The organism is Halarcobacter mediterraneus (assembly GCF_004116625.1).
Lineage (GTDB): Bacteria > Campylobacterota > Campylobacteria > Campylobacterales > Arcobacteraceae > Halarcobacter > Halarcobacter mediterraneus.
In genome coordinates, this window is sequence record NZ_NXIE01000002.1 from 658,251 (window position 1) to 682,819 (window position 24,569).

At 26.4% G+C, this 24,569-nt stretch carries 26 protein-coding genes; 10 read left to right on the forward strand and 16 right to left on the reverse strand.

The genetic code is table 11. The features are described 5' to 3' along the window. Window positions 1-7: 7 nt before the first annotated feature. The 5 genes from CP965_RS07335 to CP965_RS07355 are packed head-to-tail and all read left to right on the forward strand — an operon-like array spanning window position 8 to window position 5,800. A complete protein-coding gene (locus CP965_RS07335; protein WP_129061425.1) occupies window positions 8-1,660 on the forward strand; it encodes an asparagine synthase-related protein in 1,653 nt (550 codons plus the stop codon). 24 nt (window positions 1,661-1,684) lie between these two features. Next, window positions 1,685-2,698, forward strand: coding sequence for a class I SAM-dependent methyltransferase (locus CP965_RS07340; protein ID WP_129061426.1), 1,014 nt, complete (start codon window positions 1,685-1,687; stop codon window positions 2,696-2,698). 10 nt (window positions 2,699-2,708) lie between these two features. Beyond that, window positions 2,709-3,581, forward strand: coding sequence for a glucose-1-phosphate thymidylyltransferase RfbA (rfbA, locus tag CP965_RS07345; RefSeq protein WP_129061427.1), 873 nt, complete (start codon window positions 2,709-2,711; stop codon window positions 3,579-3,581). Next, a complete protein-coding gene (gene rfbB / locus CP965_RS07350; RefSeq protein ID WP_129061428.1) occupies window positions 3,582-4,619 on the forward strand; it encodes a dTDP-glucose 4,6-dehydratase in 1,038 nt (345 codons plus the stop codon). It begins immediately after the preceding gene. Further along, window positions 4,616-5,800 (forward strand): glycosyltransferase family protein, encoded by a 1,185-nt coding sequence (locus CP965_RS07355; RefSeq protein ID WP_206732272.1) that lies wholly within the window; start codon window positions 4,616-4,618, stop codon window positions 5,798-5,800. The genes rfbB and CP965_RS07355 overlap by 4 nt, the downstream gene beginning before the upstream one ends. Here the strand turns inward: CP965_RS07355 and CP965_RS07360 are convergent, their stop codons facing one another. The 15 genes from CP965_RS07360 to pseB are packed head-to-tail and all read right to left on the reverse strand — an operon-like array spanning window position 5,801 to window position 20,103. Continuing rightward, on the reverse strand, window positions 5,801-6,940 hold the full coding sequence (locus CP965_RS07360) for a class I SAM-dependent methyltransferase (RefSeq protein ID WP_129061429.1): 1,140 nt from the start codon (window positions 6,938-6,940) through the stop codon (window positions 5,801-5,803). 29 nt (window positions 6,941-6,969) lie between these two features. Further along, entirely contained in the window at window positions 6,970-8,301 is a 1,332-nt protein-coding gene (locus CP965_RS07365; RefSeq protein ID WP_129061430.1) for a hypothetical protein, read from the reverse strand. Then, complete coding sequence (locus CP965_RS07370; RefSeq protein ID WP_129061431.1) at window positions 8,301-9,653, reverse strand: glycosyltransferase family 2 protein; 1,353 nt, start codon at window positions 9,651-9,653, stop codon at window positions 8,301-8,303. The genes CP965_RS07365 and CP965_RS07370 overlap by 1 nt, the downstream gene beginning before the upstream one ends. Further along, on the reverse strand, window positions 9,650-10,663 hold the full coding sequence (gene galE, locus CP965_RS07375; protein WP_129061432.1) for a UDP-glucose 4-epimerase GalE: 1,014 nt from the start codon (window positions 10,661-10,663) through the stop codon (window positions 9,650-9,652). The genes CP965_RS07370 and galE overlap by 4 nt, the downstream gene beginning before the upstream one ends. Next, complete coding sequence (gene glf, locus CP965_RS07380; RefSeq protein ID WP_129061433.1) at window positions 10,660-11,802, reverse strand: UDP-galactopyranose mutase; 1,143 nt, start codon at window positions 11,800-11,802, stop codon at window positions 10,660-10,662. The genes galE and glf overlap by 4 nt, the downstream gene beginning before the upstream one ends. Next, window positions 11,802-12,770 (reverse strand): glycosyltransferase family 2 protein, encoded by a 969-nt coding sequence (locus tag CP965_RS07385; RefSeq protein ID WP_129061434.1) that lies wholly within the window; start codon window positions 12,768-12,770, stop codon window positions 11,802-11,804. The genes glf and CP965_RS07385 overlap by 1 nt, the downstream gene beginning before the upstream one ends. A 34-nt stretch (window positions 12,771-12,804) precedes the next feature. After that, window positions 12,805-13,020: an acyl carrier protein gene (locus CP965_RS07390; RefSeq protein ID WP_129061435.1), complete on the reverse strand. Its 216-nt coding sequence runs from the start codon at window positions 13,018-13,020 to the stop codon at window positions 12,805-12,807. Next, entirely contained in the window at window positions 13,020-14,531 is a 1,512-nt protein-coding gene (locus tag CP965_RS07395; RefSeq protein WP_129061436.1) for an HAD-IIIC family phosphatase, read from the reverse strand. Before CP965_RS07395 ends, CP965_RS07390 begins: the two co-directional genes overlap by 1 nt. Next, window positions 14,521-14,892, reverse strand: coding sequence for a VOC family protein (locus CP965_RS07400; RefSeq protein ID WP_129061437.1), 372 nt, complete (start codon window positions 14,890-14,892; stop codon window positions 14,521-14,523). Before CP965_RS07400 ends, CP965_RS07395 begins: the two co-directional genes overlap by 11 nt. Then, on the reverse strand, window positions 14,889-15,386 hold the full coding sequence (locus CP965_RS07405) for a hypothetical protein (protein ID WP_129061438.1): 498 nt from the start codon (window positions 15,384-15,386) through the stop codon (window positions 14,889-14,891). Before CP965_RS07405 ends, CP965_RS07400 begins: the two co-directional genes overlap by 4 nt. Beyond that, window positions 15,370-16,269, reverse strand: a complete 900-nt coding sequence (pseG, locus tag CP965_RS07410; protein ID WP_228712688.1) for a UDP-2,4-diacetamido-2,4,6-trideoxy-beta-L-altropyranose hydrolase — start codon at window positions 16,267-16,269, stop codon at window positions 15,370-15,372. Before pseG ends, CP965_RS07405 begins: the two co-directional genes overlap by 17 nt. Then, window positions 16,250-17,284: a pseudaminic acid synthase gene (gene pseI, locus CP965_RS07415; RefSeq protein ID WP_129061440.1), complete on the reverse strand. Its 1,035-nt coding sequence runs from the start codon at window positions 17,282-17,284 to the stop codon at window positions 16,250-16,252. The genes pseG and pseI overlap by 20 nt, the downstream gene beginning before the upstream one ends. After that, window positions 17,281-17,991 (reverse strand): pseudaminic acid cytidylyltransferase, encoded by a 711-nt coding sequence (gene pseF, locus CP965_RS07420; protein WP_129061441.1) that lies wholly within the window; start codon window positions 17,989-17,991, stop codon window positions 17,281-17,283. Before pseF ends, pseI begins: the two co-directional genes overlap by 4 nt. Next, window positions 17,984-19,111: a UDP-4-amino-4,6-dideoxy-N-acetyl-beta-L-altrosamine transaminase gene (gene pseC, locus CP965_RS07425; protein ID WP_129061442.1), complete on the reverse strand. Its 1,128-nt coding sequence runs from the start codon at window positions 19,109-19,111 to the stop codon at window positions 17,984-17,986. Before pseC ends, pseF begins: the two co-directional genes overlap by 8 nt. Continuing rightward, window positions 19,111-20,103, reverse strand: a complete 993-nt coding sequence (gene pseB / locus CP965_RS07430) for a UDP-N-acetylglucosamine 4,6-dehydratase (inverting) (protein ID WP_129061443.1) — start codon at window positions 20,101-20,103, stop codon at window positions 19,111-19,113. The genes pseC and pseB overlap by 1 nt, the downstream gene beginning before the upstream one ends. A gap of 124 nt (window positions 20,104-20,227) precedes the next feature. On the opposite strand from pseB, the gene CP965_RS07435 reads away from it, so the two are divergent. From CP965_RS07435 to CP965_RS07455, 5 genes are all read left to right on the forward strand, one after another. Then, a complete protein-coding gene (locus CP965_RS07435; protein WP_129061444.1) occupies window positions 20,228-20,431 on the forward strand; it encodes a hypothetical protein in 204 nt (67 codons plus the stop codon). Between the two features lie 95 nt (window positions 20,432-20,526). Then, window positions 20,527-21,558, forward strand: a complete 1,032-nt coding sequence (gene recA, locus CP965_RS07440; protein WP_129061445.1) for a recombinase RecA — start codon at window positions 20,527-20,529, stop codon at window positions 21,556-21,558. A 90-nt stretch (window positions 21,559-21,648) separates the two neighbouring features. Beyond that, window positions 21,649-22,923: a phosphopyruvate hydratase gene (eno, locus tag CP965_RS07445; RefSeq protein WP_129061446.1), complete on the forward strand. Its 1,275-nt coding sequence runs from the start codon at window positions 21,649-21,651 to the stop codon at window positions 22,921-22,923. Between the two features lie 3 nt (window positions 22,924-22,926). Continuing rightward, window positions 22,927-23,169, forward strand: coding sequence for a septum formation initiator (locus CP965_RS07450; RefSeq protein ID WP_129061447.1), 243 nt, complete (start codon window positions 22,927-22,929; stop codon window positions 23,167-23,169). Further along, complete coding sequence (locus CP965_RS07455) at window positions 23,166-23,855, forward strand: AMIN domain-containing protein (protein ID WP_129061448.1); 690 nt, start codon at window positions 23,166-23,168, stop codon at window positions 23,853-23,855. Before CP965_RS07450 ends, CP965_RS07455 begins: the two co-directional genes overlap by 4 nt. A 24-nt stretch (window positions 23,856-23,879) precedes the next feature. Here the strand turns inward: CP965_RS07455 and CP965_RS07460 are convergent, their stop codons facing one another. Then, window positions 23,880-24,569 carry a response regulator gene (locus tag CP965_RS07460; protein WP_129061449.1) on the reverse strand — a complete coding sequence of 230 codons (690 nt, stop codon included), beginning with the start codon at window positions 24,567-24,569 and terminating at the stop codon, window positions 23,880-23,882.

Genomic DNA, 24,569 nt, shown 5'->3' on the forward strand with positions numbered 1-24,569 from the left:
AAATCAAATGCCAGGATTATTTGGATATGTAAACAAACATGATAAAAACTTTATTCAGAAGATGAATAAAACAATGAAACATACAGAAAGTTTATCAATAAAAAACTTGCTTTCTGACAAAAATATTAAAGTTTCAAGTAGCTATTTAAAAAATGATAATTTAATTTCATACTCTAAAAATAAAATACATACCTTTTTATTTGGAGATATTTATAGTAATTATGACAAAAAAGATTTATATAAAGCATATATATCAAAGACTTTACCCTATTTCCTAAAAAACCTAAACGGTTATTTTAATTGTTTAATATATGATGAGAATATTAATAAACTTTTTCTAATAAGTGATAAATATGGATTAAAGCCATTGTTTATATATCACTACAATAATGACTTTGCATTTGCAGCAGAAACAAAAGCAATCTTATCATTATCTTTTGTCAATAAAAAAATAACTAAAAAAGCATTTAATTGTTTTATTGATTTAGGACATTTTGTAGGAGATACAACTTGGCATAAATATATAAAGATGATTTCTCCTTCTACTATTTTTGAATATAATTTATCTAATAATAAAAGTAAAAAATCTTATTACTGGAACTGGTCAAATGTTCAAAAGCAAAATATTTCATTTGATAATGCAATAAATAGACTATACAATCTTTTTATGAATTCAATGGAAATGAGATTAAAAGGACATAAAAGAATTGGATTGTCTTTGAGTGGAGGATTAGATAGTAGACTTATTCTAGCATCACTTCAAAAACTAATATCAAAGAAACAAACTATTACTGCATTTACTTTTGGAACACATAATTGTGATGATATGATAATTGCCAAAGAAATAGTAAAAAGATTTAATATTAATCATAAGACTTATCTTTTTTCTAATATAAATTGGCTAGAGAAAAGAATTCCTGAAGTTTCAAAGTCTGATGGTATGTATAGTATTATGCATATGCATGGAACAGAGTTTAGGAAAGATATAAGCACAAATATAGATGTAAACTTCAATGGTTTTTTAGGGGATGTAATTTTAGGAGCAAGTTATATACAAAGATATAAAAATTTTTATAATACAAAGATAAATGATGAAATAGCAAAAACAATTTATGGTATATATTGGAAAGATTCACTTGTAGATAAAAAGTACTTTAATATAGATAACACAGAACCATATATGATTTTAAATAGAGGAAGAAGGTTTATTCATGGTGCTTTAGCACATAGTAATCATCAAATTAAACAAATTTTGCCTTTTCTTGATAATAATTTAATAGATTTTATATATTCTTTACCTGATGAATATAGATTAAATAATAAGATCTATTCAGCTATGCTATTAAAATATTTTCCTGAACTATTTGAAAATATTCCTTGGCAGAAAACTAGAAGAACACTTGATAATAAAAAAAGTAATCTTCTCCCTGAACAAGCTTTTAGTAGAGGCTATCTTACATATGCTAATGAAATAAGAAAAGATAAAATATTAAACTATACTTATAAGACACTAAACTTTAAAAAATCAAAATATCAGAATTTTACAGATACAAATATGATAAAACTTTATCTAGAACCTCACTTAAAAGATTTAAATCAGAATTATATTGATAAAATATTTAATACATTAACTGCTGAGTTATATTTAAGAAATTATTAAAAAAATACAAAAGAGATACAACAAATGAAATTTAAAGATATAAAAAAAGAATTAAAAAATATTCCTTGGATATCAACAGAAAATGCTAATTTCCTATATAACTTTATTATAGAAAACAAGATTAACAATATTTTAGAATTAGGAATAGCTCATGGAACAGCAACTTGTTATATGGCAGCGGCATTAGAAGAGTTAGGGGAAGGGACTATTACTGCAGTTGACTTAACAGGTACTAGTTTCACTCCATCTGCTGAAGAACAAATAACAAAATATAATTTTGATAAATATGTAGATATAGTTCGCATGAAAACCGGATACAATTGGTTTTTACATGACAAAATAAAAAGTAATTCACAAAATAATATATGTAAAGAAGAATATGATTTATGTATAATTGATGGAGCAAAGAATTGGACAATTGATAGTTCTGCATTTTATTTAGTAGATAAACTTCTAAAAGAAGATGGTTATATAATTTTTGATGATTATACATGGACATATGAAATAGCTAATAAAACACAAATTTCAACAGATAGAATAAACCATGACTCGTTATCAGTACCTGAATTAAAAACACCCCATATAAAAGAAATTTTTGACTTATGTGTAATGCAGCATCCTAATTATTCAGATTTTAAGATTTTTTATAATAATCAATGGGCAATGGCAAAAAAAACATTAGTTGACAAAAAATACTCTATACATTCTTATGAGCATAACAATAGTTTATATATGGCAAGATCCATAGAAAAAATATATAAAAAAATTGCTCAATTCAAAAATAATAAAATGGGCAGGATCCTCATTTATGGTAATGGTTCATTAGGTAAAATCATCGCATCTATATTAGAGAATAATATTGTAGGGTTTATAGACCAAAATGCTCATATAATAAATAATCAAGATGTTTTCTCTATAGATGAAATCAATTCCATAGATTATGATAAAATTATAATTAGTGTGTTAGGTCATGAAGAATCAATTAAAAGAATTCTACATAAAAATAATGTTCCGAATCAAATAATTATAACATTATAAGGAATAAAAAATGAAAGGAATAATTCTTGCAGGTGGCTCAGGAACTAGACTTTACCCTGTAACAAAATCAATTAGTAAACAATTATTACCAGTTTATGATAAACCTATGATATATTATCCTTTATCAATATTAATGCTTTCCAAAATACAGGAAATATTAATAATAACAACTCCTGAAGATATAGATAACTTTAAAGAGTTATTAGGGGATGGATCAAATTGGGGTATAATGTTACAATATAAAATACAACCAAAACCAAAAGGATTAGCACAAGCATTTATAATAGGTGAAAAGTTTATAGGGGAAGATAGTGTTTGTTTAATTCTTGGTGATAATATATTTTATGGTAATGGGCTTAGTAGATTTGTTCAAAGAGTAGCTCAAAGTAAAAAAGGAGCCACTATTTTTGCATATCAAGTTAAAAATCCTAGTAGATTTGGTGTAGTTGAGTTTGATAAAAATTATAATGCATTAAGTATTGAAGAGAAGCCTAAGACTCCTAAATCAAATTATGCAATTACAGGTTTATACTTCTATGATAATGATGTTATTGAAATTGCAAAAAAAGTAAAACCTAGTATGAGAGGTGAATTAGAGATAACTTCAATTAATGAAAAATATCTTGAAAAAGGAAATCTAAAAGTTGAACTACTAGGTCGTGGTTTTGCATGGCTTGATACAGGAACACATGACAGTCTAATTGAGGCTTCTCAGTTTGTACAAACTATTGAGCATAGACAAGGCTACAAGATAGCTTGTTTAGAAGAAATTGCTTATAATAATAATTGGATAAGTAAAGAAAAAGTTCTTGAAATTGCAAAACCTTTATCTAAAAATTCATATGGTAGATATTTAATTGAATTAGTTAAGGAAGAGGAATAATTGAATAAAAGTATTTTAATAACTGGAGGTGCAGGATTTATAGGTAGTAATTTTATACCATATTTTCTAAAAAAATATAACCAATATCAAATAATAAATCTAGATTTATTATCTTATGCTGGAAATTTAGAAAACTTAAAAGAAATAGAAAACCATTCTAGATATAAGTTTATAAAAGGTGATATATGTAATAGAGAGTTAGTTGAGTTTATATTTGAAGAATATGATATAAAAGGTGTTATACATTTTGCAGCAGAATCACATGTTGATAATTCTATTAAAGATCCAGGAATATTTATACAGACAAATGTAAATGGTACATTTACATTAATTGATGTTGCATATAGATATTGGATGAAAGAGCCTTTTAAATATAAGACTACTTATAGAAATTGTAGATTTCATCATATCTCAACAGATGAAGTTTATGGAACACTACCTGACGACTCCAAAGAGTTATTTACAGAGAAGACTCCATATGCTCCTAATTCTCCATATTCAGCCAGTAAAGCTTCTTCAGACTTTATAGTAAAAGCATATAATAAAACATATGGAATAAATACGGTAATAAGTAACTGCTCAAATAACTATGGACCAAAACAACATAATGAAAAATTAATCCCAACAATTATAAAAAGGATTCTAGAAAATAAACCTATACCAATTTATGGAGATGGGGGGAATGTTAGAGATTGGTTATTTGTATTAGATCATTGTAAAGGAATTGATTTAATTTATCATAAAGCTAAAAATGGAGAGACCTTTAATATTGGAGGGAATAATGAAAGAACTAACCTTCAAGTGGTAGAAAAAATTTGTTCTATCCTTGATAAGGAAATACCTCCTAAAACAGTTCACTCATATAAGAAACTTATTAATTTTGTAGAAGATAGAGCAGGACATGATAGAAGATATGCAATTGATACAAGTAAATTAGAAAATGAACTTGGATGGAATGTAGATGAAAGTTTTGAGACAGGTATCACTCTAACGATAAAATGGTATTTAACTAAAAACAAGGAGAGAAATAATACATGAGTAATCTATCTCCAATAGTCCTTTTTGTTTATAATAGATTAGAACATACAAAAAAAACTATTAATGCATTAAAAAAGAATTTACTAGCGGAACAAAGTCATTTATATATTTATTCTGATGGATATAAAAATGAAGAAGATAAAACACAAGTATTAGAGCTTAGAAAATACCTAAAAACTATTAAAGGTTTTCTAGATATCAGCATTATTGAACAAAACAAGAATAAAGGTCTAGCAAATTCAATTATTAGTGGAGTTACAGAAGTTATAAATCATCATGGAACAACTATTGTTGTAGAAGATGATATTGTAACAAGTAGATATTTCTTAACTTTTATGAATAAAGCATTAAATGATTATAAAGAAGAAAAAAAGGTATGGCATATAAGTGGTTGGAACTATCCTATATCAAACGAATACTTAGAGGATACATTTCTTTGGAGAATGATGAACTGTTGGGGTTGGGCTACTTGGGAAGATAGATGGAAATATTTTGAGAAAGAACCTAAAAAACTAATTAACACCTACTCAAAGAAAGATATTAATAAATTTGATTTAGATATTAATAATGCAGGTTTTTGGGAACAAGTTTTAAAGAATAGTTCAAGAGAAATGAATACATGGGCTATTTTTTGGTATGCAACCATTTTCAATAATAAAGGTTTATGTCTTAATCCAACTCAATCATTTACTAAAAATATAGGATTTGATGGTACAGGGACAAATACTGGATTTAGAAACAACTATTCATCTAAGCTAAATAATAGTTCTGAAATAAGAATGACTAAGAACTTTAATGAAAATAAACTTGCACTTGAAAGAATCAAAAGATTTTTGATAAAAAAAGATGATAAGAACTTACAATTCTCAAAAAGCTTAAACCTAATATATAAAAAACTTAACGAATTAAAAAATACAAAAGAAAAATATATTCTTTATGGTGCAGGAACAGGATGTTTATTAACATTAGGTATTTTAAAAGAAAATATAACTTTTATAGTTGATAATAATCTTTCTAATAAAGAAATTTATAATATTGAAGTGAAAAATCTATCTTTTTTAGAAACCACAAATCATAAAATTATTATAACACCATTTGGAAGATTTTATGAAATCTATGAAACTTTAACCAAGCAATATAAAATACCCAAAGATAGAATTATATCTTTAGATATTCTTTAACTAAATCTTTTTAGCAACAAAGATTATGAATTGACCATCATCTTTCTTTTCAATTAATGATTTGGCATCATTATCTTGCTGAAAATACTCAATATCTGTAAAGTCATATTTTTTGAGCATTGAGTCAAGCTGCTCCATTGTAAAATGTCTTGTATGAAATAAAAAGTTTTGTTGAATAAAAGGCATAATATCTTCATTAGGTGTAGACCCAATAAAGACAGAACCTTTTTTTAATTGATTAGAAACTTTCTGTATAAACTTTTCGGGATTAGGTAAATGTTCTATTGTCTCAAAAGAAATAAAATAATCTGGACTATCTGTTGTAAATTCATCTTTTTCTAAATTTTGTAAATGATAAGTAATTTTCTCATTATTATAATACTTTTTTGCATGAGATAAAGCATCTTGTGAAATATCTAAACTTATAATAGAATTTACATTCTCATTTTGAGATAAGATAAACGACCCATACCCTACTCCACAAGCTGCATCAATGACTTTTGAATATTTCTTATTAATAACCTGACTTGCAAAGATATATCTATTTTTATGGTCAAGTCTAATATTATCTAAATCCTCTCCTACCTGCCTCTCTCCTGAATATTTTGGTTTTCTAGCTTTTGCTATCAAATGAATATCATCTTTTATTTCAGTTTCCACATCTACAAAACCTATTCTTTCCAGCAGTAGTCGTATTCTTTTTTTATTATATCCTGATTTTTGTACAGACAAATAACTATCATTATAGTTTTCACTCCAAGGATCACACTCTTGTTGAATCCCCCAAAAGCCCCTAAAACTATTTTGTGCATGTGAAGTTTTATTTTTTAAGGTATCTTCATTCCATTCTGCTTCTAACCATTGTTTTGCATAAAAGTCCATATTTGGAACTAACACTTTTATTGTTCCATCTGTTTTTAAAGCCTTAAACCAATCTCTCAAAGCCCTATCTGATTCATAATTTGTAAGAAACTCTAACATATGTTCTGAATAAATATGGTTTATTTCCATCATCTTAGAAGAAACTTCCCAAGCCTTACAAACATAATCAATATGATCAAAATTTTTTATATCAATATGAATAAAACCTTCTCTTATATCTTCACCACAACCAACATAAACATTTAATTCTTTTTTCATATATTCCCTTTGTTATCTTTCAACTATTTTTAATTTTTATAATAAATGATATTGCATTTTATATCTTTTAATTCATTTTTAATCTCTTTATTATATAAAAAAGGTGAAACTATTAGATTATCATTTCTTTTCAAATCATCAATATTAACTTTTGGAATTTTATTATTTCTATATAAAATATAATTATCATTTAGATTCTTATCAATAACTCCATAAACTACTTTATCTAAAAGAGAAAGAATAAGTTTTCCTAATGTTCCAAATCCATATAAAATATAATTATTTCCATTATCTAAAGACTCAATAAACTTAATATAATCAATAAACTCCTGGTATGTCTTAAATATATGATTATCATTCAAAAATTCCTTATATCCATAATAAACATTTGAAGAATACCTTAAATAATTATCATGAACTAAATAATCAAATTTTTCTTCACTATTCAAGTCTAAAATAGTTTTCCAGAATTCACTTTTATATATTTTCTTATATATCAATTTATATTTTTGAGGAATAACTGGTTTGTATAAAAACCTTACTTTTTTATTAAAATACTTGGCTTCAGTTAAAACTGATGAAGAAATACCAATAACTTCATTTATTTCTTTTGAAGTCAAAAGTTTATAAATATTAATATCATTTAAAAACTCTATACTTCCATTGCTTTTTAACTCATTAAATAACTCTTTATATTCATTTTCCTTCATTAATGGATGCTTTAAGAAATATAATTTTTTATAATTTTTTGATATTTTATTCAAGGTATTTTTAAAATCTAATAGCGTTAAAAACTTTCCATTCTTCATAACTGACTTATCATACTTCAATTGTCCAATAATTAATGCCGAATTCTCAGTGAGATTTATTTCTAATGGACTAAAGTTTTTAATATAATTAGATAATTTATTAGCTCTTTTAAAAAGTTTTTTCTCAGATATTTGGAATTTATCTAATTTTTCTTGAATAGATTTTTTATTTGAATAAAAACTAAACATAATATCCTTATGAAAGCGGATAGGGGACACCCATATATCTAAGTATTTAATATTTAAACTTTCAAATATTTTTTTACTTGTACTTGACAATTCAAAAGTAATTAGAATATCAAAACCTTCAATATAACTCTTTATGTAGTTTAAGGACTCTTTATTTAAATCCTCAATATTTACCTCAATATATTTTTCTTTTGAAGAAACTTTTCCCATTAAGTTAAATAACTTAGCTCTTGAAAAGTTGAAATTATTAGGATTAGCATAGGTAACATTTTTTAAAAGTCTCTTTAATATTAACTCTAAAAAACTATATTCTCCATAATAGTAATTAGAAACTATAAAGTCATGAACAATTAAAGCTCTCATTATTTATTTTCTTTTATTAATTTTAATTTTCTTTTTAATACAGGTTTGTATATGTTTTCACTTATAGCCTTAAAGTTTTCAAAAGCCGTCTTTAGATTCTCTATATCTTTAAAGCTTGAAGTATTTATATATTGGTCAATAAAAATACAACGAGGATCAATATATAATTCATTATAATCATCTAAAATATGTTTTTGAACAAAAAATAGTCTCTCATAATCTATTTCCACTGATTTCTCAAATAAAATTATTTCCTCTTCAAAATTAGACTCTATTAACTCTAAGTTTAATTCATCACAACAAATTGTAATTTCTTGATAAGATTCTTTTATATATTCATAAACTCTTCTATTTGAAAACATATCATTTTGCATATAAATAGCTATTTTATTATCTTTTTCTAAATTATACTTTTTAAAAATACTTTCTTCTTGTTCTTTGACAAAAATACTACTATCTTGTCTACCTAGATTACCTAATAATAAATCATCTATCGCACAAAGAAAAGATTTTGGAGTAGCATAATTACCTTTTAAATTAGAAAAGAAGGTTAAAGAAACTAACCAATCACTTATTCCATCTGAAAACTTATTAAGTTTTTCATCATTAAGATATTTTAAAAAAAACAATATTCTATTTCTTTCAAAATAATAGAGACCAAAAGTATTTGAATGATTAGCTGCTCCCATTTTATGAAAAACTCGAGAGTTATTTATTGCATGAACTTCATAGCCAGCTCTTTTTATTCTTGTACACCAATCCATATCATCCCAATAAATAAAGTGCTCCGTATTAAAACTACCTACTTTATTTAAAACTTCATTAGTGGTAACTAAGCAACAAGCAGGTACATAATCACAAACTACAATATCAGGTAAACTATCATCATCTCGATGAGATTTTAATGGAGTTACTACATTAAATTTATTTTCAAAATCTATAAATGAACCCATTTCTTGTAATATCTCTGGATTATCCATTGTGCATATTTTTGAGCCTACAACACCTACATTAGGGTTTAATTTGATATACTCAACTAAATTAATAATAGTATTTCTTTCTAATAAAATATCGTTATCTAATAAACAAACATATTCATACTTTTTATCAATACAATATCTAATTCCTCTATCAAAGCCTCCTGAGCCACCTGTATTTATCTCATTTTCTAAAAGAGTTATCTCTGGATACTTTTCTTTTATAAATTCAGGACTACCATCTTCTGATGCATTATCTACAACTATTACATCATATGAATAGTTCTTAAAACTTGATTCGAATAAAGTTTTAAGACAGCCTTTCAAATAATCTATTTTATTAAAATTACAAATTACAATACCTATATCTTTCATATAGTCTTCTCCCACTCATAAGCACTTTTACAAATTAACTCTAAATTGTCAAATTTAGGTTTCCACTTCATTGTACTTACTACTTTACTATTATCAGCAACTAAAAAAGCTGTGTCACCTGCTCTTCTATCAACTATAGTTGTCTTAAAGTCAATTTTTATTACATCTTTGACAGCATTTACAATTTGTTTAACACTATATCCTTTTGAATATCCTAGATTAAATATATCACTTTTATTTTCTTCTAAATAATTAATTGCTTCTATATGTGCATTAGCTAAATCTTCAACATGAATATAGTCTCGTATACAGCTTCCATCAGGTGTCTTAAAATCATCGCCATATATATTAAGTAAATCTCTTTTTCCTAATGCAGTTTTTACTACTAATGGTATTAGATGTGTTTCAGGGTTATGATTTTCACCTATTCTTGGACACAAATTATCTTTATCAAAATACATATCTGCTCCAGATACATTAAAATATCTAAAGATTACATATTTAAAATCAGGAAAATTTTTACTTGCATCTTGAAGTATTTTTTCACTCATTAATTTACTCATACCATAGGGGTTTATAGGATTAGTTGCAAATGTTTCTTTTATATTTACATTTTCTTGAACATCACCATATACAGCTGCAGTACTTGAAAAAATAAATTTCTTTACACCTGATTTAATTGCACATTCTATTAGATTTGTTGTATTCACTGTATTATTTAAATAATACTTTAAGGGGTTTTGCATAGATTCTGAAACAATACTATAAGCTGCAAAATGAATAATTGCATCAAATTTTTCTTCTGTTAAAAATTGATTTATCTTATCAAACTCTTTTAAATCTAACTGTAAAAAATTAAAATCTCTAATTTTTTCTAAAGTATTTATCGTAGCTTTATTTCCTGTTGACAGGTTATCTAAAACTGTAACTTCACAACTACTTAATTCTAAAAGTTGTTTAACAACATGGCTTCCTATATACCCTGCCCCGCCAGTTATTAATATTTTCATTTAATTTTATCCCCAAAAACATCTAAAGCTCTTTTTACAATATCATCCATATCATAATATTTATACTCAGCTAATCTTCCAACTAATACTAAGTTTTTAAACTCTTTTGAATACTCTAAATATTTATTATAGTTTTCTTGATTTTCTTCAGTGAATATTGGATAGTAAGGAGTATTTTGTCCTATCTTATACTCTTGTGGATATTCTTTTAAAATAGTTGTCTTCTCACTATTTACTGGATGAATATGCTTAAACTCTGTTATTCTAGTAAAGTCATAGTTATTTGGATAATTTATAGTTGCTTTCTCTTGATAATACTCTTTTTCAATAGTTTCGAATTTCATATCAACACTTCTATATGGAAGTTCTCCAAACTTATAATCAAATAGTTCATCTATTTGCCCAGTATAAATAACTTGTCCATCAAACTTTTTTCCAAATAAATAAAAATCTTTCTCTTTTATAGAACAAACTTCTTTAAAATCTGAATTTAACATAATTTTTATATTTTTATGACTTAACATATTATTAATCATTTTAGTGTAGCCATATTTTGGTAGCATTTGATATTTATCATTAAAATATCTATTATCACTTCCAACAAAAACTGGAACTCTTGCAGTAACTGCACCATCCATATCTTCAGGCTTCATATTCCATTGTTTTGCAGTATAATTTACAAATACTTTTTCATAAATATATTCTGCTAAAAAAGACAAGTCTTCATCTTCTGATTTTTTCAGTTCAAGAATAGGTATTTTAGAGTTAAACTCATATTTTTCTAAAAGTTTTTTTTCTAAAAGTTTAGCTTTGGATTCAGGAAAAATATCAGATATAGTGTTAAAATTAAAAGGTATTGAAACTTTTTGTCCATCAATAAAACATAGTACTTCATGATTATATATATCCCAATTTGTAAATTTCGATAAATAATCTATGACTTCTTTATTATTTGTATGAAAAAGATGTGGTCCATACTTATGAATTAATATGTTGTTTTCATCTTTTTCATCAAAACAATTTCCTGCAATATGATTTCTTTTTTCAATTATTAATACTTTTTTATCAAGAGTATTGGCAATTCTCTCTGCAATAACACAGCCTGCTAATCCTGCTCCTACAATTATATAATCAATCATTATTCACCTTTTAATATCTTTGCTGGTTTGTCATTATCAAAATGTCCTCTTACTCCATCAAAAAAAGAGTTTGAAGCAAACTTTATTCTAATCCATTTATTATCATCATATAAAATAATATCTTTTATCAATGTTAGATATATATTAACTGCCGAAAAGTATTTCTTTAAACCTTTCCCATATTTAAAAGCTATATAAATAGAATTTCTAAGTCCAAAATACTTTAGCCAAAGCTTATCAAACCTTATTCTATTTTTCTTAAAGATTAAAAAACTTTTTTCACATTTTTCTTCTGCTCTTTTTTCTTTATGATATATACTTACACTATTTACCATTAATATTTTGCCTAATGTCATTAATCTCAGACTATATTCCATATCATCATGATGAATAAAAAATTTGTTTTCAGGTAGCCCTATTTTCTTAACAGAAGACATTGGTACTAATATCCCTACAAAAGATGCCATTTCGATTTCGCATGTTTCTTTTTCATAACTTTCTTTAGGCATAGGTCTAGAAAAAGAAGGTAAACAGTTTTCATAGTCAAAGAAACCTCTATGTCCATAGCCTGAAAGAGAAATTTCATTTTTTTCTTTTGTTCCAATTAAAGTTTTTGGAGCATATCCACTATATTGACTATCTGTGTTTTTTAGCAATACTTCAAGACAATTAGTCTCTGGCTCTGCATCATCATCCATTAGCCATACATAATCATAATTATTTTCTAATGCATACTTTACTCCATAATGAAAGCCACCTGCTCCACCAAGATTTTTCTCTAATCTTTTGTATATAATATATTCTGAGTTTAAATATCCATCTTCTTCTATTTTATTTGGTGTTCCATCTGTTGATGCATTATCCACAACTAAAATGTCTGTTTTTAATGTTTGTTCTAATAGTGCATCTAAACATTCTGTTAGAAGTTGATATCTGTTAAAAGTTACTACTACTGTGCATATTCTCAATTTTTATTCTTTTCTTAAAGTTAGATTATTTTAACTATTTTTTACTTTCAAGTAGTTTCACAATACTGCTAATACTATTATTTTCTATTATTTCATCTGCAGAACACTTTATTCCTAGCTCAGATTCAATAGCCATAAACAAGTTTAGTTGACCTAAAGAGTCCCATTCTTCAGGATTACCTATTTTAGAATCACTTTTTATTTGACAATTGAAAACATCACTTGCTATTTGAATAACTTTTTCTTCCATTAAATATCCTTTTTATACCTTGTTTCATCTATTTTTTTAAAGCCTAAATTACAATACATATCTTTTGCAATCTCATTTTTATCTGTTTTTATATATTCTGCTATAATTTTTTTATTAGGAACTACTTCCGTAATTTTTTCTATTAATAACTTCTCAACATCTCTTTTTAAAACTCTACAACTTAATAAAAAGGTATCAATATAAATATCTTTTTCGACTTTTATTATACAAAGTCCTATTATCCCTTCATTTGCATATTTATCTTTATAATCAACTGCAATTACTCTATAATCATTACTCTCAATAAACTTTTCTATATCTTGTTGAGTATATCTTCTAGTAGTTAAATTAAATTGATTTGTTTTTTGAGTAAGTTGAGAATACCTTTGTGCGTATCTAATATCATCAATATAAAAAGTTAATTCTATTTCTAAACTTTTTAGAAACTCTTCATAATTCATTGTTTTAGATACTTCATCCCTTTTTATTTTTGCTTTATATTGCTTCTGTTTTTGTTTGTCTTCATCATTTATTTTCAGCTTATAAAAATATTTATATACCACTTCTTTTTTAAACCAGGAATTAAGTTCATATATATCTTCAGGAAAATTTGGAACACAAACTTTTGTAGTTGTTTTTACTAAATCTCTTTCTACAGGGTTATCATCAATAAAAACTAGGCTATCATCTGCTATATTAAGTTCTTGTGCTATCTCTAAAAGGTTTTCATTCTTATTATTCCAATTTGCTTTTATAATAATAAAGTCATCTTTTTTTAAAATTGAAGAGTTATGGTCTAATCCCTTAAGGGCATCGGCATAATTATTCTTAGAATTAATTGCTAATATTATTCCAAAATCTTTTAATTTCTTTATATTTTTTTGGAATTCTTGATATATAGCACCTTTACCCTCATTGGATAATTCTATTTCACCTTCTCCTATTACACCACCCCAAAGAGTATTATCTAAATCTAACACTAAACATTTTTTACAAGATGATTTATATGCATTTAAAAGAGCTTTTATGTCTTTTGCTAATTCTTCAAAAACATCTTTTGTAAATTTTATTTTACCTAGATACCAAAACTTTTCTGCATATGAACTTTTAATACCTAGCCTCTTAATTATCGAGTTAAAATCTAAAACAAGAAAATCATTATTTTTAGAATAGTTTAAAACTTTTTGGTTAAGTTTTAATTCCATTAGCAAGGATTCATTTGTATAAGTATCAAGATAGTATGGATAAAAACAAAGAGTATTAATTATAATTATTTTACCTCTTTGTTTTAATTCTTTTAAAGAGGCTAAGACCTCATCAAGATTTTCATTTAATGTATCTATATCTAAAAAACATAAAATACAATCAGTTTCCTGTGAGTATAGTTTTGAGTTTTTATCTAATAAATCTATAAAATAATTTCCATAAGAACAACTATTTTTAACTTTAAACTCTTTTAGATAATACTTTAGACTATCCATATTTATGTTACTTATTATTTCAATTTGCATTTAGAAGCTCCACTAGTCCTAAAGGTGTCATTAAAAAAGCCACTTCTCTATTATCAAATAAAACAGCAGGCTTTGGTTCTGATATAACTATAGCTCCTTTAAAATTATCTATAGCTTCATTTATATCCTCAACTTCATAACAAATATGATAGTAGGTAGTTTTTGCTTTTATCAGTTTGTCTACTACATTTCCAGTCACTAATTCTATATTCAAATCTTTTGTTTCTATCATTTGAAGTGTTGCATCTTGATTTTCGTCAAAAATTTCTTCACTTATATTAATTACTTCAAAGTTTTTGTTCACAAAGTCTAAAGAAGTTTTTAAACTTTTTGTTGCAATACCTATATGATGGAATTTCATTTTTTCTCTTTTTCTAACGACATTACTGTATATTCTTGATTATTGTGTATCTCTTTTCTCAAAATTTTAAAGCCAAAAAATTCATGTATTTTTATCACATGGTTTTTACTATCATTTATACATAATAATCTATCCAAAGATAAGTGCTCAAAAGCAAGTTCTATTATAATTTTTTCTATTTTTAGCACTTCACTCTTATAGTTTTCATTAATCAAAAAATAGCCCCAATAGGCTTCTTTTTCATCAATATCATGATATGAAATAGCAATAAATGGTATATTATCTTTATAAACTAAATAATTTAACTTAGTATCGTCATTTTTTAAGCTATCAATCCATTTTAAATGACTTTCTAATGTTATTTCATCTTGTTGAAGCATCCACTTTTTATTTTTATTTCTAGATTCTAAAACTAAACACTTTTCATCATATGTCAAACTACAATAGTGTTTAAAGGTGTATGTTTCTAGAGTAAACTTATCTTTTAGATTCACTTTTTATCCCATTTATTAACTTTACTAATTTTTTATTTGAAAATGTTTCCAGTACTTTATACTTTTTCTTTTTTAAGTATTTATACATATATTTTTGATTATCTGCAGTTTTAATAGCAATAAAGTCTAAGTTCATATAAATAACTTCATGAACAGTTACACTAGGAGTAACTATTGCAAAGCTACTTCTTGCCATCAATTTTGCTATTTTTTTTGAGTCAATATATAAATTAATATTTTGGTATTTACTACACTTTTTCTTTAAAGCTTTCAAATTTTTATTTGAAGAACTTGTAATAATATTAACTCTATATTTTTTAAAATATTTTACTAAAACATCTATAATCTTAGGATTTAAACCTAAGTGGTCAACTCCACCCATTGCAACAAAAATCTCATTTTTCTTTTTGACTTTTTTTTGCTTTTTAAATTCATCTCTTATTAGAGTATGTTTTTTACCACATCTAAGTTCACAAAAACTAGGAACTAATTTCTTATATTTTTCCTCTTTTGCATAAATATTATGATTTAAAACTATATCGCAATAATGTTTCTTATAGATATCATCAAAACAAAGAAGTTTTATTTTTGAGTTTTGCTTTATATATTTTTCAAAACTATAATCTATATCATAATTATCTATTACAATAAAATCTATTTTAAGTTTTGTTATTAACTCCAAAAATTCTTTTTTATTATTGCTTTTTAAAACTTTAAGGGTATAGCCTTCTTCAATTACTTTTTTATTAAAGTTACCACTTAAGTTTTCACATGCAAAGTATATTTTAGAGTTTTTGTATTTTTTAGCAAGAGTCAAACTTCTCATAAGATGTCCAAGACCTATATTTGAAGAAGAGTTTACTCTAAAAAGAATCTTTTTCAAGTCTATCTCCAAACTTATAATCTTTCTTTGCTTTTTTACCTAAAATTTCATTTAAATATTTTGGATGCAATCCAAATCCTGGTCTTACTGATTTTATATTCTCATTTGTAAACTCTTCACCTTCTTTGATATCTTTACAAACATAAAGGCTTCTTGAATACTTTCTATTTTTCTTTCTTTTATCATTCATTTCATAATCAATAGTTCCTTGAAGCTTTTGAGCTTCTCTTATTGATTTTATCATAAAAGCTAAATCATCTTTTTCCATAGAAAACTCTGCATCAGGACCACCAATACTCTTATCAAGTATAAAATGTTTTTCAATAACTTTTGCACCCAATGTAACTGCCATAATAGGAGCTGTACTTCCTAAAGTATGATCAGAAAAACCAACTTCTACCCCAAATCTTTTTTTCATATCAGCAATTGTATTTAAATTTGCATCTTCAAGTGGTGCTGGGTATGAGCTAGTACACTTTAAAAGAATAATATCTTCATTCCCTTCTTTTTTACATATATCAATTACATCTTCAATTTCTTCTAAAGTTGCAATACCTGTACTTATAATTATAGGTTTTCTTTTACTTGCTACATATCTTATTAATTCATAATCAGTTATTTCAAATGAAGCAATTTTGTAAGCACTAGGATTAAACTGCTCTAAAAAATCAACTGCCGTCTTATCAAAAGGTGAAGAAAAAATATCTATTCCAATTTCTCTTGCATAAGCAAATAGTTCTTCATGCCACTGCCAAGGAGTACTTGCCCACTCATAAAGTTCATAAAGATTTTTTCCATCCCAAAGTGTTCCACCATCAACCATAAAGTCATCATTTTTACAGTTTAATGTTATTGTATCTGCTGTATATGTTTGAAGTTTTATTGCATTTGCTCCACACTCTTTGGCTGCTTTTATGCTTTTCTTTGCAATTTCTAAAGAACCATTATGGTTTGCACTTAATTCTGCAATTACATATACATTACCTAATGAAAAATCAAAATCACCTATTTTCAAGTAGTCTCCTTTTTCATACTGTTATTAATAGCTTCATATAAAAACTGAGCTCTATCCCAATCCTCTAAAGTATCAATATCTTGAACTAAATATCTCGGTAAAATAATAGGAATACTATTTTTCCCAAAAACTATTTCACTTGAAGTTTTTTTCAAATCATCAAAATAAAATTGTCCTGCATCTTGATAAGCTTCTTCTAAATCTTGGCTTCTTTTTGAAAAGTTTTCAGGCCAAAACATTTCACATCTATTATCTTGTGTAATTTTAAAAGTTCTTTGAATTGGAAAAGGCATTGAAGTACAAGAGAAAGCTATTTTTGCATCACTATTTTTTAGTTTTTTAAAGGCTTCAATCAAATATTTTTCTTGAAGTAAAGGAGCTGTTGCATAAATAGTACAACAATAATCATACTCTTCATTTTGAGATTTTAAAAAATCTAAAGCATGGGAAACCACAGCACCTGTACCAGTAAAATCATCACTTAACTCTTTTGGTCTTATAAATGGAACTTCCGCTCCATACTCTTTTGCAATATTTGCTATTTCTTCATCATCAGTACTTATAATTACTTTATCAAATAGTTTTGATTTTAAAGCCACTTCAATACTATATGCAATTAACGGCTTTCCATAAAAAGGTTTAATATTTTTTCTAGGTATTCTTTTACTTCCCCCACGGGCTGGAATTATTGCTATTGCTTTATTCATTAATTATTTCCAATAAAGTTTTTATAACATATTCTTGTTCTTCATTACTCAAATTTGGATATAAAGGAAGAGAAAAAGCTTCTTTATAATACTTATCCATAATAGGTGTTATTTCATCTCCATATCCCAATTGTCTATAAAAAGGCTGCTTATTTATAGGTATATAGTGATATTGTAATCCAATATTTTTTTCTCTCATTTTATAAAACAGTTCTTCTTTTGATATATTTAAACTTTCAAAATCTATTCTTACTACATACAAATGATAAGAAGAGTTTTCATCAAAAGAGTATAAAGGTTTAACTTTTGTATTTAAAAAAGCTTTATCATAATACTTTGCAAGTTCTTTTCTTTTATTTACAAAATTATCTAACTTTTTTAATTGAGATAAACCCAAAGCACAAGAGATATCTGTAATTCTATAATTAAAGCCTAATTCCTGCATTTCATATTCCCAAGATTTCATAGAAGAAGTTTTTAACATGCCATGATTTCGTAAGATTAATAACTTTTCATAAATATCTTTTGAGTTAGTTGTAATTGCTCCACCCTCACCTGTTGTTATATGTTTTACAGGATGAAAAGAAAAAATTGAACAGTCACTATTTTTACAAGAACCTGCTTTTATTCCATTAAATTTTGCACCAAGACTATGTGCACAATCTTCAAGAATCTCTATCTTATATTTTTCTTTTAGGTATTTTAGTTTTTCTTGATTTACAGGTTTTCCTGAAAAGTGAACTATATATATTGCTTTTATAGAAGAGTCTTCTTTTAAAATCTCTTCACAAGCTTCTAAATCTATATTTCCATCTTCTTTAATATCTACAAAAATTGGTTTTGCACCTACATAAAGAATTGAGTTCGAAGTTGCTAAAAAAGAGTTTGGAGTTGTTAAAACTTTATCATTTTTATTTAAAAGACATAAAGAAGCTAGATGTAAAGCAGCTGTTCCATTTGATACTACAACACAATATTTTGCCCCTGATACTTTACAAAGTTTTTCTTCAAACTCTTTTACTTTGGGACCTATTGTTAAAAAGTCTGATTTTAAAACCTCTAAAACAGAATCTATATCATCTTGAGATATTGTTTGTTTACCGTAAGGAATAAAATTCATTAATATTCTTTTATTAAATCCAATAATTCTTTATGGCTTAACCAAACATCATTTTTCCCAGAATTATATTCAAAACCTTGCTCTACTCTTATTCCTTTTTCTCTTATACTATTCTCACTATAATCTCTAATTGAAGTGAACTTTATAGTAGGGGCTATTACAAAATGGTCTTCAAATTCATATGTTAAATGGGAATCATCACTAGGGCACATTATTTCATGTAATTTTTCCCCAGGTCTTATTCCTATAATTTCATGGGAAAGGTTAGGAGCCAAAGCAAGTGCTAACTCAGTTATTTTCATAGATGGAATTTTTGGAACAAAAATCTCTCCACCTTTCATTCTCTCAAAGTTTTTTAAAACAAACTCTACACCTTGTTCTAAAGTAATCATAAACCTTGTCATTTTAGTATCTGTTATAGGTAAACTTTGTTTACCTTCATCTATAAGTTTTTTAAAAAAAGGAATAACAGAACCACGACTTCCAATTACATTTCCATATCTTACTACTGAAAAAAATGTATCTTGTTTTCCTACAAGGTTATTTGCAGCAACAAAAAGTTTATCACTAGCTAATTTTGTAGCCCCATAAAGATTTACTGGATTTGCTGCTTTATCTGTTGAAAGAGCAATTACTTTAGTAACTTTATTCTCAATTGCTGCATCAATTACATTTTGTGCACCATCAATATTTGTCTTTATACATTCCATAGGATTATATTCCGCAATAGGAACATGCTTTAAAGCTGCAGCATGGATTACATAATCAACATCTTTCATAGCTTTTTTAAGTCTTTGAAAATCTCTTACATCTCCTATAAAATATCTCATACATTTATCATTATATTCTTGAGCCATTTCATATTGCTTTAATTCATCTCTTGAATATATTATTATTTTATTTGGTTTATACTTTTCTAATAGTATTTCAGTGTACTTTTTACCAAAACTTCCTGTTCCACCAGTAATAAGAATGGTTTTGTCATTAAACATTTAAGACCTTTGATTTTTATAAGAGAATTTTGTACTCAAATAATATCTAAATTAATATTTATCTTTAATTTTTAAGAGTATATATGCAATAATTTATATTAGTACATTAAAACATAGGTGAAAAATGGCAAATAGCATTCCTGAAGATATATTAAAAATTCAAAAAAAACTTGCTTCCTTTGAAAAAGGTAGTAGAAACTACAAAAAATATACAAAAATTCTTGCAAAACATATTAAAAGTAATAATATGAAGAATAGAGTATCTTCTCATATAAAAACCATTGAAACAATAGAGAGTTTTACAAAAGAGACGAAGAAAGGAGAATAAATATTGCATTTTGCAATAAAACTTATTACTTAAAAAATATTGTGTTAAAATTCTAACATAAATAAAAAACATACCCACAAATAGGAAATATAAAAATGGATGAAAATCAAAAAAAATCACTTGATTTAGCAATTAAACAAATCGATAAAACTTTTGGAAAAGGTACATTAATTAGATTAGGAGATAAAGAAGTTGTACCAACAGAAGCTATTTCTACAGGTTCATTAGGACTTGATTTAGCTTTAGGAGTTGGAGGACTTCCTCAAGGTAGAGTTATAGAAATTTATGGTCCTGAGTCATCAGGGAAAACAACACTTACACTTCATGCAATTGCAGAATGTCAAAAAGCTGGAGGAGTTTGTGCTTTTATTGATGCAGAACATGCTTTAGATACTGTTTATGCAAAAAACCTTGGTGTTGATATTGACAACTTACTTGTATCACAACCAGATTATGGGGAGCAAGCTTTAGAAATTTTAGAAACTGTTATTAGAAGTGGAGCCGTTGATTTAGTAGTTATTGATTCAGTTGCAGCATTAACTCCAAAAGTAGAAATTGACGGAGATATGGATGATCAACAAGTGGGTGTACAAGCTAGACTAATGAGTAAAGCACTTAGAAAAGTTACTGGTCTTTTAAATAAAATGCATTGTACTGTTATTTTTATTAATCAAATTAGAATGAAAATTGGTATGACAGGATATGGAAGCCCAGAAACAACGACAGGTGGAAATGCACTTAAATTCTATTCATCTGTAAGACTTGATATTAGAAGAATTGCTACACTAAAACAAGCTGAAAACTCAATAGGAAATAGAGTTAAAGTAAAAGTTGTAAAAAACAAAGTTGCAGCACCATTTAAACTTGCAGAGTTTGATATTATGTTTGGTGAAGGTATTTCTAAAACAGGTGAACTTATTGATTATGGAGTAAAACTTGATATTGTAGATAAAGCTGGAGCTTGGTTCTCTTATGATAATACAAAAATTGGGCAAGGGAAAGAAAACGCAAAAGTATTCTTAAAAGATAATCCAGAGATTGCAAAAGAAATCGAAGATAAAATTTTAACAGCAATGGGAATTAATGATGAATTAATTCAAGGAGAACCTGAAACAGACGAAGAATAATTACAATTTTATTTCAATAGCAATTATCAAAGCGACACAAAATAAAACTTTTTGTATAATAATTTGATTTAATAAATTTAGGAGACCTAAATGGTATTTATTGATAATATTTATGCAGATGAAGTTTTAGATTCAAGAGGAAATCCAACTGTTAGAGCAACAGTTGTTTTAAGTGATGGTACAAAGGAAAGTGCAATAGTTCCAAGTGGAGCAAGCACTGGAAAAAGAGAAGCTTTAGAACTAAGAGATGGTGATGATAGATTTTTAGGAAAAGGTGTTCTTAAAGCTGTTGAAAATGTAAACACTGTTATTGCTGATGAATTAATGGGATTAAGTCCTTATAATCAAGCAGAAGTTGATGCAACAATGAAAGACATTGATGGTACAGATAACTACTCAAACTTAGGAGCAAATGCTGTACTTGGTGTTTCTATGGCAGTGGCAAGAGCAGCTGCAGCATCACTTGATATTCCTTTATATAGATATTTAGGTGGAGCAAATGCAATGACTATGCCTGTTCCAATGTTCAACATTATCAATGGTGGAGAACATGCAAATAACTCAGTTGACTTTCAAGAATATATGGTAATGCCTGTAGGTTTTGAAAACTTCAATGAAGGACTAAGAGCTGTTGCTGAAATCTATCAAAACTTAAAAAAAGTAATTGATGGAATGGGAGAATCAACTGCCGTTGGTGACGAAGGTGGATTCGCTCCAAATTTAAAATCAAATGAAGAACCAATTCAAGTTATTTTAGAAGCAGTTGAAAAAGCTGGTTATAAAGCTGGTGAGCAAATTGCTATCGCACTTGATGTTGCAGCTTCAGAACTTATAAATGATGAAGGAAAATATGTTCTTAAAGGTGAGAATAGAGAATTATCATCAGAAGAACTTGTTTCTTACTACGAAGACTTATGTAATAAATATCCAATTATTTCTATAGAAGATGGTTTATCAGAAGATGATTGGGATGGATGGAAAATCTTAACAGAAAGAATTGGAAATAAAGTTCAATTAGTTGGAGATGACCTATTTGTTACAAATGCAAATATTCTAGCAGAAGGTATCCAAAAAGGTATCGCAAACTCAATTTTAATCAAACCAAATCAAATTGGAAGTGTTTCTGAAACAATGCTAACTATTAGATTAGCACAAAGAAACAATTATAATTGTGTAATGTCTCATAGATCAGGAGAATCAGAAGATGCATTTATTGCTGATTTTGCTGTTGCATTAAATTGTGGACAAATCAAAACTGGTTCTACAGCTAGATCGGATAGAATCGCTAAATATAATAGATTATTAGAAATTGGTGCAGAGATTGGCTATGCTGAATACTTAGGGAAACAACCTTTCTCTAAATAATTTATGAGAGAAAATTTTCATGAACTAAAGAAGTTTTCGTTAATAGTAATAGGTTCTATTGCTATTACGATGCTTCTTTCTTATCATGTTGCAAATATTCTTTTTGGAGATAACTCTTTAGAAGTTTATACTTCTTTAAAAAATAAAAAAGAGTATCTTCAAAGTGAAATTAAAAGATTACAACTTGAAAATGCTCGTTTACAAAAAGAGTATTTTGAACTTAAAAATTTGGAGCCTGAAGAATGAAAACTTTATTTACATTGTTAATGATTTTACAAGTTAGCTTAATAGCTAGAGAAAATCCTTTTGAACCTACAATAGCTTATGAAGAAGAAGCCGCAAGAATGATTGAAATGCAAGAGGTTGAAGAAGATTATGCAATAGAATTTCAAAAAGAACAACACTATGTAAATGACATGTATGAAAAAATGAATAATCCAAAAGAAGAAAAGCCTAAAAAGCCTGCTTTAACAGAAGATAAAGTAAAGAAATTAATTGAAAAAGCTACAAAAGAAACAGAGAAGAAAACAAAAGCAATTGTAAAAAAAGCAGTTGAAGAGAAACCAAAAGAAATAGAGCAAGTTGTATTTGTAAAACCAAGACTTGATGTATCATATGAAAAAGAGATTTTACCTTTTGTTAAAGTTTCTTACGACAATGATAAAATAGATATTTTTTCTAAATATAAAGTTTCAAAAAAACTTACTTTGCCAAATGAGAAAAAAATCATTTTAGATTTTACTGCAAGAGAAAATTTTTATACAGTAAGAGAAAAATTAGAATCTACAAACTTCTTAAAAATAACAGCAGGAAATCATAAAAAAGATAACTTTTTTAGAGTTGTTGTAGAGTTATCACAACTTCCTGATAATTATGAAGTTACATATGATGATGATAAAGTAAGTATCATAAAACTTTACTCAAATGAATAAAAAACTTCAAAAGAAGTTTTTTATTCACACTCTTAAAATATACCCTTCCCCTTTTATTGTTTCAATATCTAACTCAGGTACTTTTTTTCTTAGTCTAAAAAGTACTTGTCGTCTTGTTGCATCATCGATTATTTCATCATTCCACAACAATAAATCTACTAATTCATTTGAAACTAAGTTATTTTTATTTAAAACTAAAATATTAAAAAAACATTTTTCTTTTTTTCCTAATACTATTACTTCACTTTTATTTTTTAATACACTTGTTCCTATACAATAATTATAGTCATCACTTAGTTGAATTATACTTTTTTCACTTTTATTTTTTATATGATAATAGGCAAGTTTCACTTCTCTAATAAGATCTTCTTCAATAAATGGCTTAACAAGATATCCTAAGTAATTTACTTGAGAAGCTTCTTTCAAAAACTTTTCTTCTTGGTGAGCAGTTAAAAATATAACAGGTATACTAAAACCTTCTTGAATCAATTTTACTGTTTCTATTCCATTTAAAAAACCAAGAATCGTAATATCTGCAATAATAAGATTTACATCATTTTCTTGTATTAAATGAATAGCCTTACTACTATCTTTTGCAATGCCAACAATATTATAATTTTCACACTCTAAAATTTTTTTTATTTTATACGCAATAAGAGATTCATCTTCTATAATTAATATATTAAAATCATTCATAATAGATAAGTATATCAT

Excerpts from the sequence above, each read along its gene's own strand:
- CP965_RS07335 (WP_129061425.1), top strand. The coding sequence starts at position 8 with ATGCCAGGATTATTTGGATATGTAAACAAACATGATAAAAACTTTATT.
- CP965_RS07340 (WP_129061426.1), top strand. The coding sequence starts at position 1,685 with ATGAAATTTAAAGATATAAAAAAAGAATTAAAAAATATTCCTTGGATA.
- rfbA (WP_129061427.1), top strand. The coding sequence starts at position 2,709 with ATGAAAGGAATAATTCTTGCAGGTGGCTCAGGAACTAGACTTTACCCT.
- CP965_RS07355 (WP_206732272.1), top strand. The coding sequence starts at position 4,616 with ATGAGTAATCTATCTCCAATAGTCCTTTTTGTTTATAATAGATTAGAA.
- CP965_RS07360 (WP_129061429.1), bottom strand. The coding sequence starts at position 6,940 with ATGAAAAAAGAATTAAATGTTTATGTTGGTTGTGGTGAAGATATAAGA.
- CP965_RS07365 (WP_129061430.1), bottom strand. The coding sequence starts at position 8,301 with ATGAGAGCTTTAATTGTTCATGACTTTATAGTTTCTAATTACTATTAT.
- CP965_RS07370 (WP_129061431.1), bottom strand. The coding sequence starts at position 9,653 with ATGAAAGATATAGGTATTGTAATTTGTAATTTTAATAAAATAGATTAT.
- galE (WP_129061432.1), bottom strand. The coding sequence starts at position 10,663 with ATGAAAATATTAATAACTGGCGGGGCAGGGTATATAGGAAGCCATGTT.
- glf (WP_129061433.1), bottom strand. The coding sequence starts at position 11,802 with ATGATTGATTATATAATTGTAGGAGCAGGATTAGCAGGCTGTGTTATT.
- CP965_RS07390 (WP_129061435.1), bottom strand. The coding sequence starts at position 13,020 with ATGGAAGAAAAAGTTATTCAAATAGCAAGTGATGTTTTCAATTGTCAA.
- CP965_RS07395 (WP_129061436.1), bottom strand. The coding sequence starts at position 14,531 with ATGCAAATTGAAATAATAAGTAACATAAATATGGATAGTCTAAAGTAT.
- CP965_RS07400 (WP_129061437.1), bottom strand. The coding sequence starts at position 14,892 with ATGAAATTCCATCATATAGGTATTGCAACAAAAAGTTTAAAAACTTCT.
- pseF (WP_129061441.1), bottom strand. The coding sequence starts at position 17,991 with ATGAATAAAGCAATAGCAATAATTCCAGCCCGTGGGGGAAGTAAAAGA.
- pseC (WP_129061442.1), bottom strand. The coding sequence starts at position 19,111 with ATGAATTTTATTCCTTACGGTAAACAAACAATATCTCAAGATGATATA.
- pseB (WP_129061443.1), bottom strand. The coding sequence starts at position 20,103 with ATGTTTAATGACAAAACCATTCTTATTACTGGTGGAACAGGAAGTTTT.
- CP965_RS07435 (WP_129061444.1), top strand. The coding sequence starts at position 20,228 with ATGGCAAATAGCATTCCTGAAGATATATTAAAAATTCAAAAAAAACTT.
- recA (WP_129061445.1), top strand. The coding sequence starts at position 20,527 with ATGGATGAAAATCAAAAAAAATCACTTGATTTAGCAATTAAACAAATC.
- eno (WP_129061446.1), top strand. The coding sequence starts at position 21,649 with ATGGTATTTATTGATAATATTTATGCAGATGAAGTTTTAGATTCAAGA.
- CP965_RS07450 (WP_129061447.1), top strand. The coding sequence starts at position 22,927 with ATGAGAGAAAATTTTCATGAACTAAAGAAGTTTTCGTTAATAGTAATA.
- CP965_RS07455 (WP_129061448.1), top strand. The coding sequence starts at position 23,166 with ATGAAAACTTTATTTACATTGTTAATGATTTTACAAGTTAGCTTAATA.
- CP965_RS07460 (WP_129061449.1), bottom strand. The coding sequence starts at position 24,569 with ATGATATACTTATCTATTATGAATGATTTTAATATATTAATTATAGAA.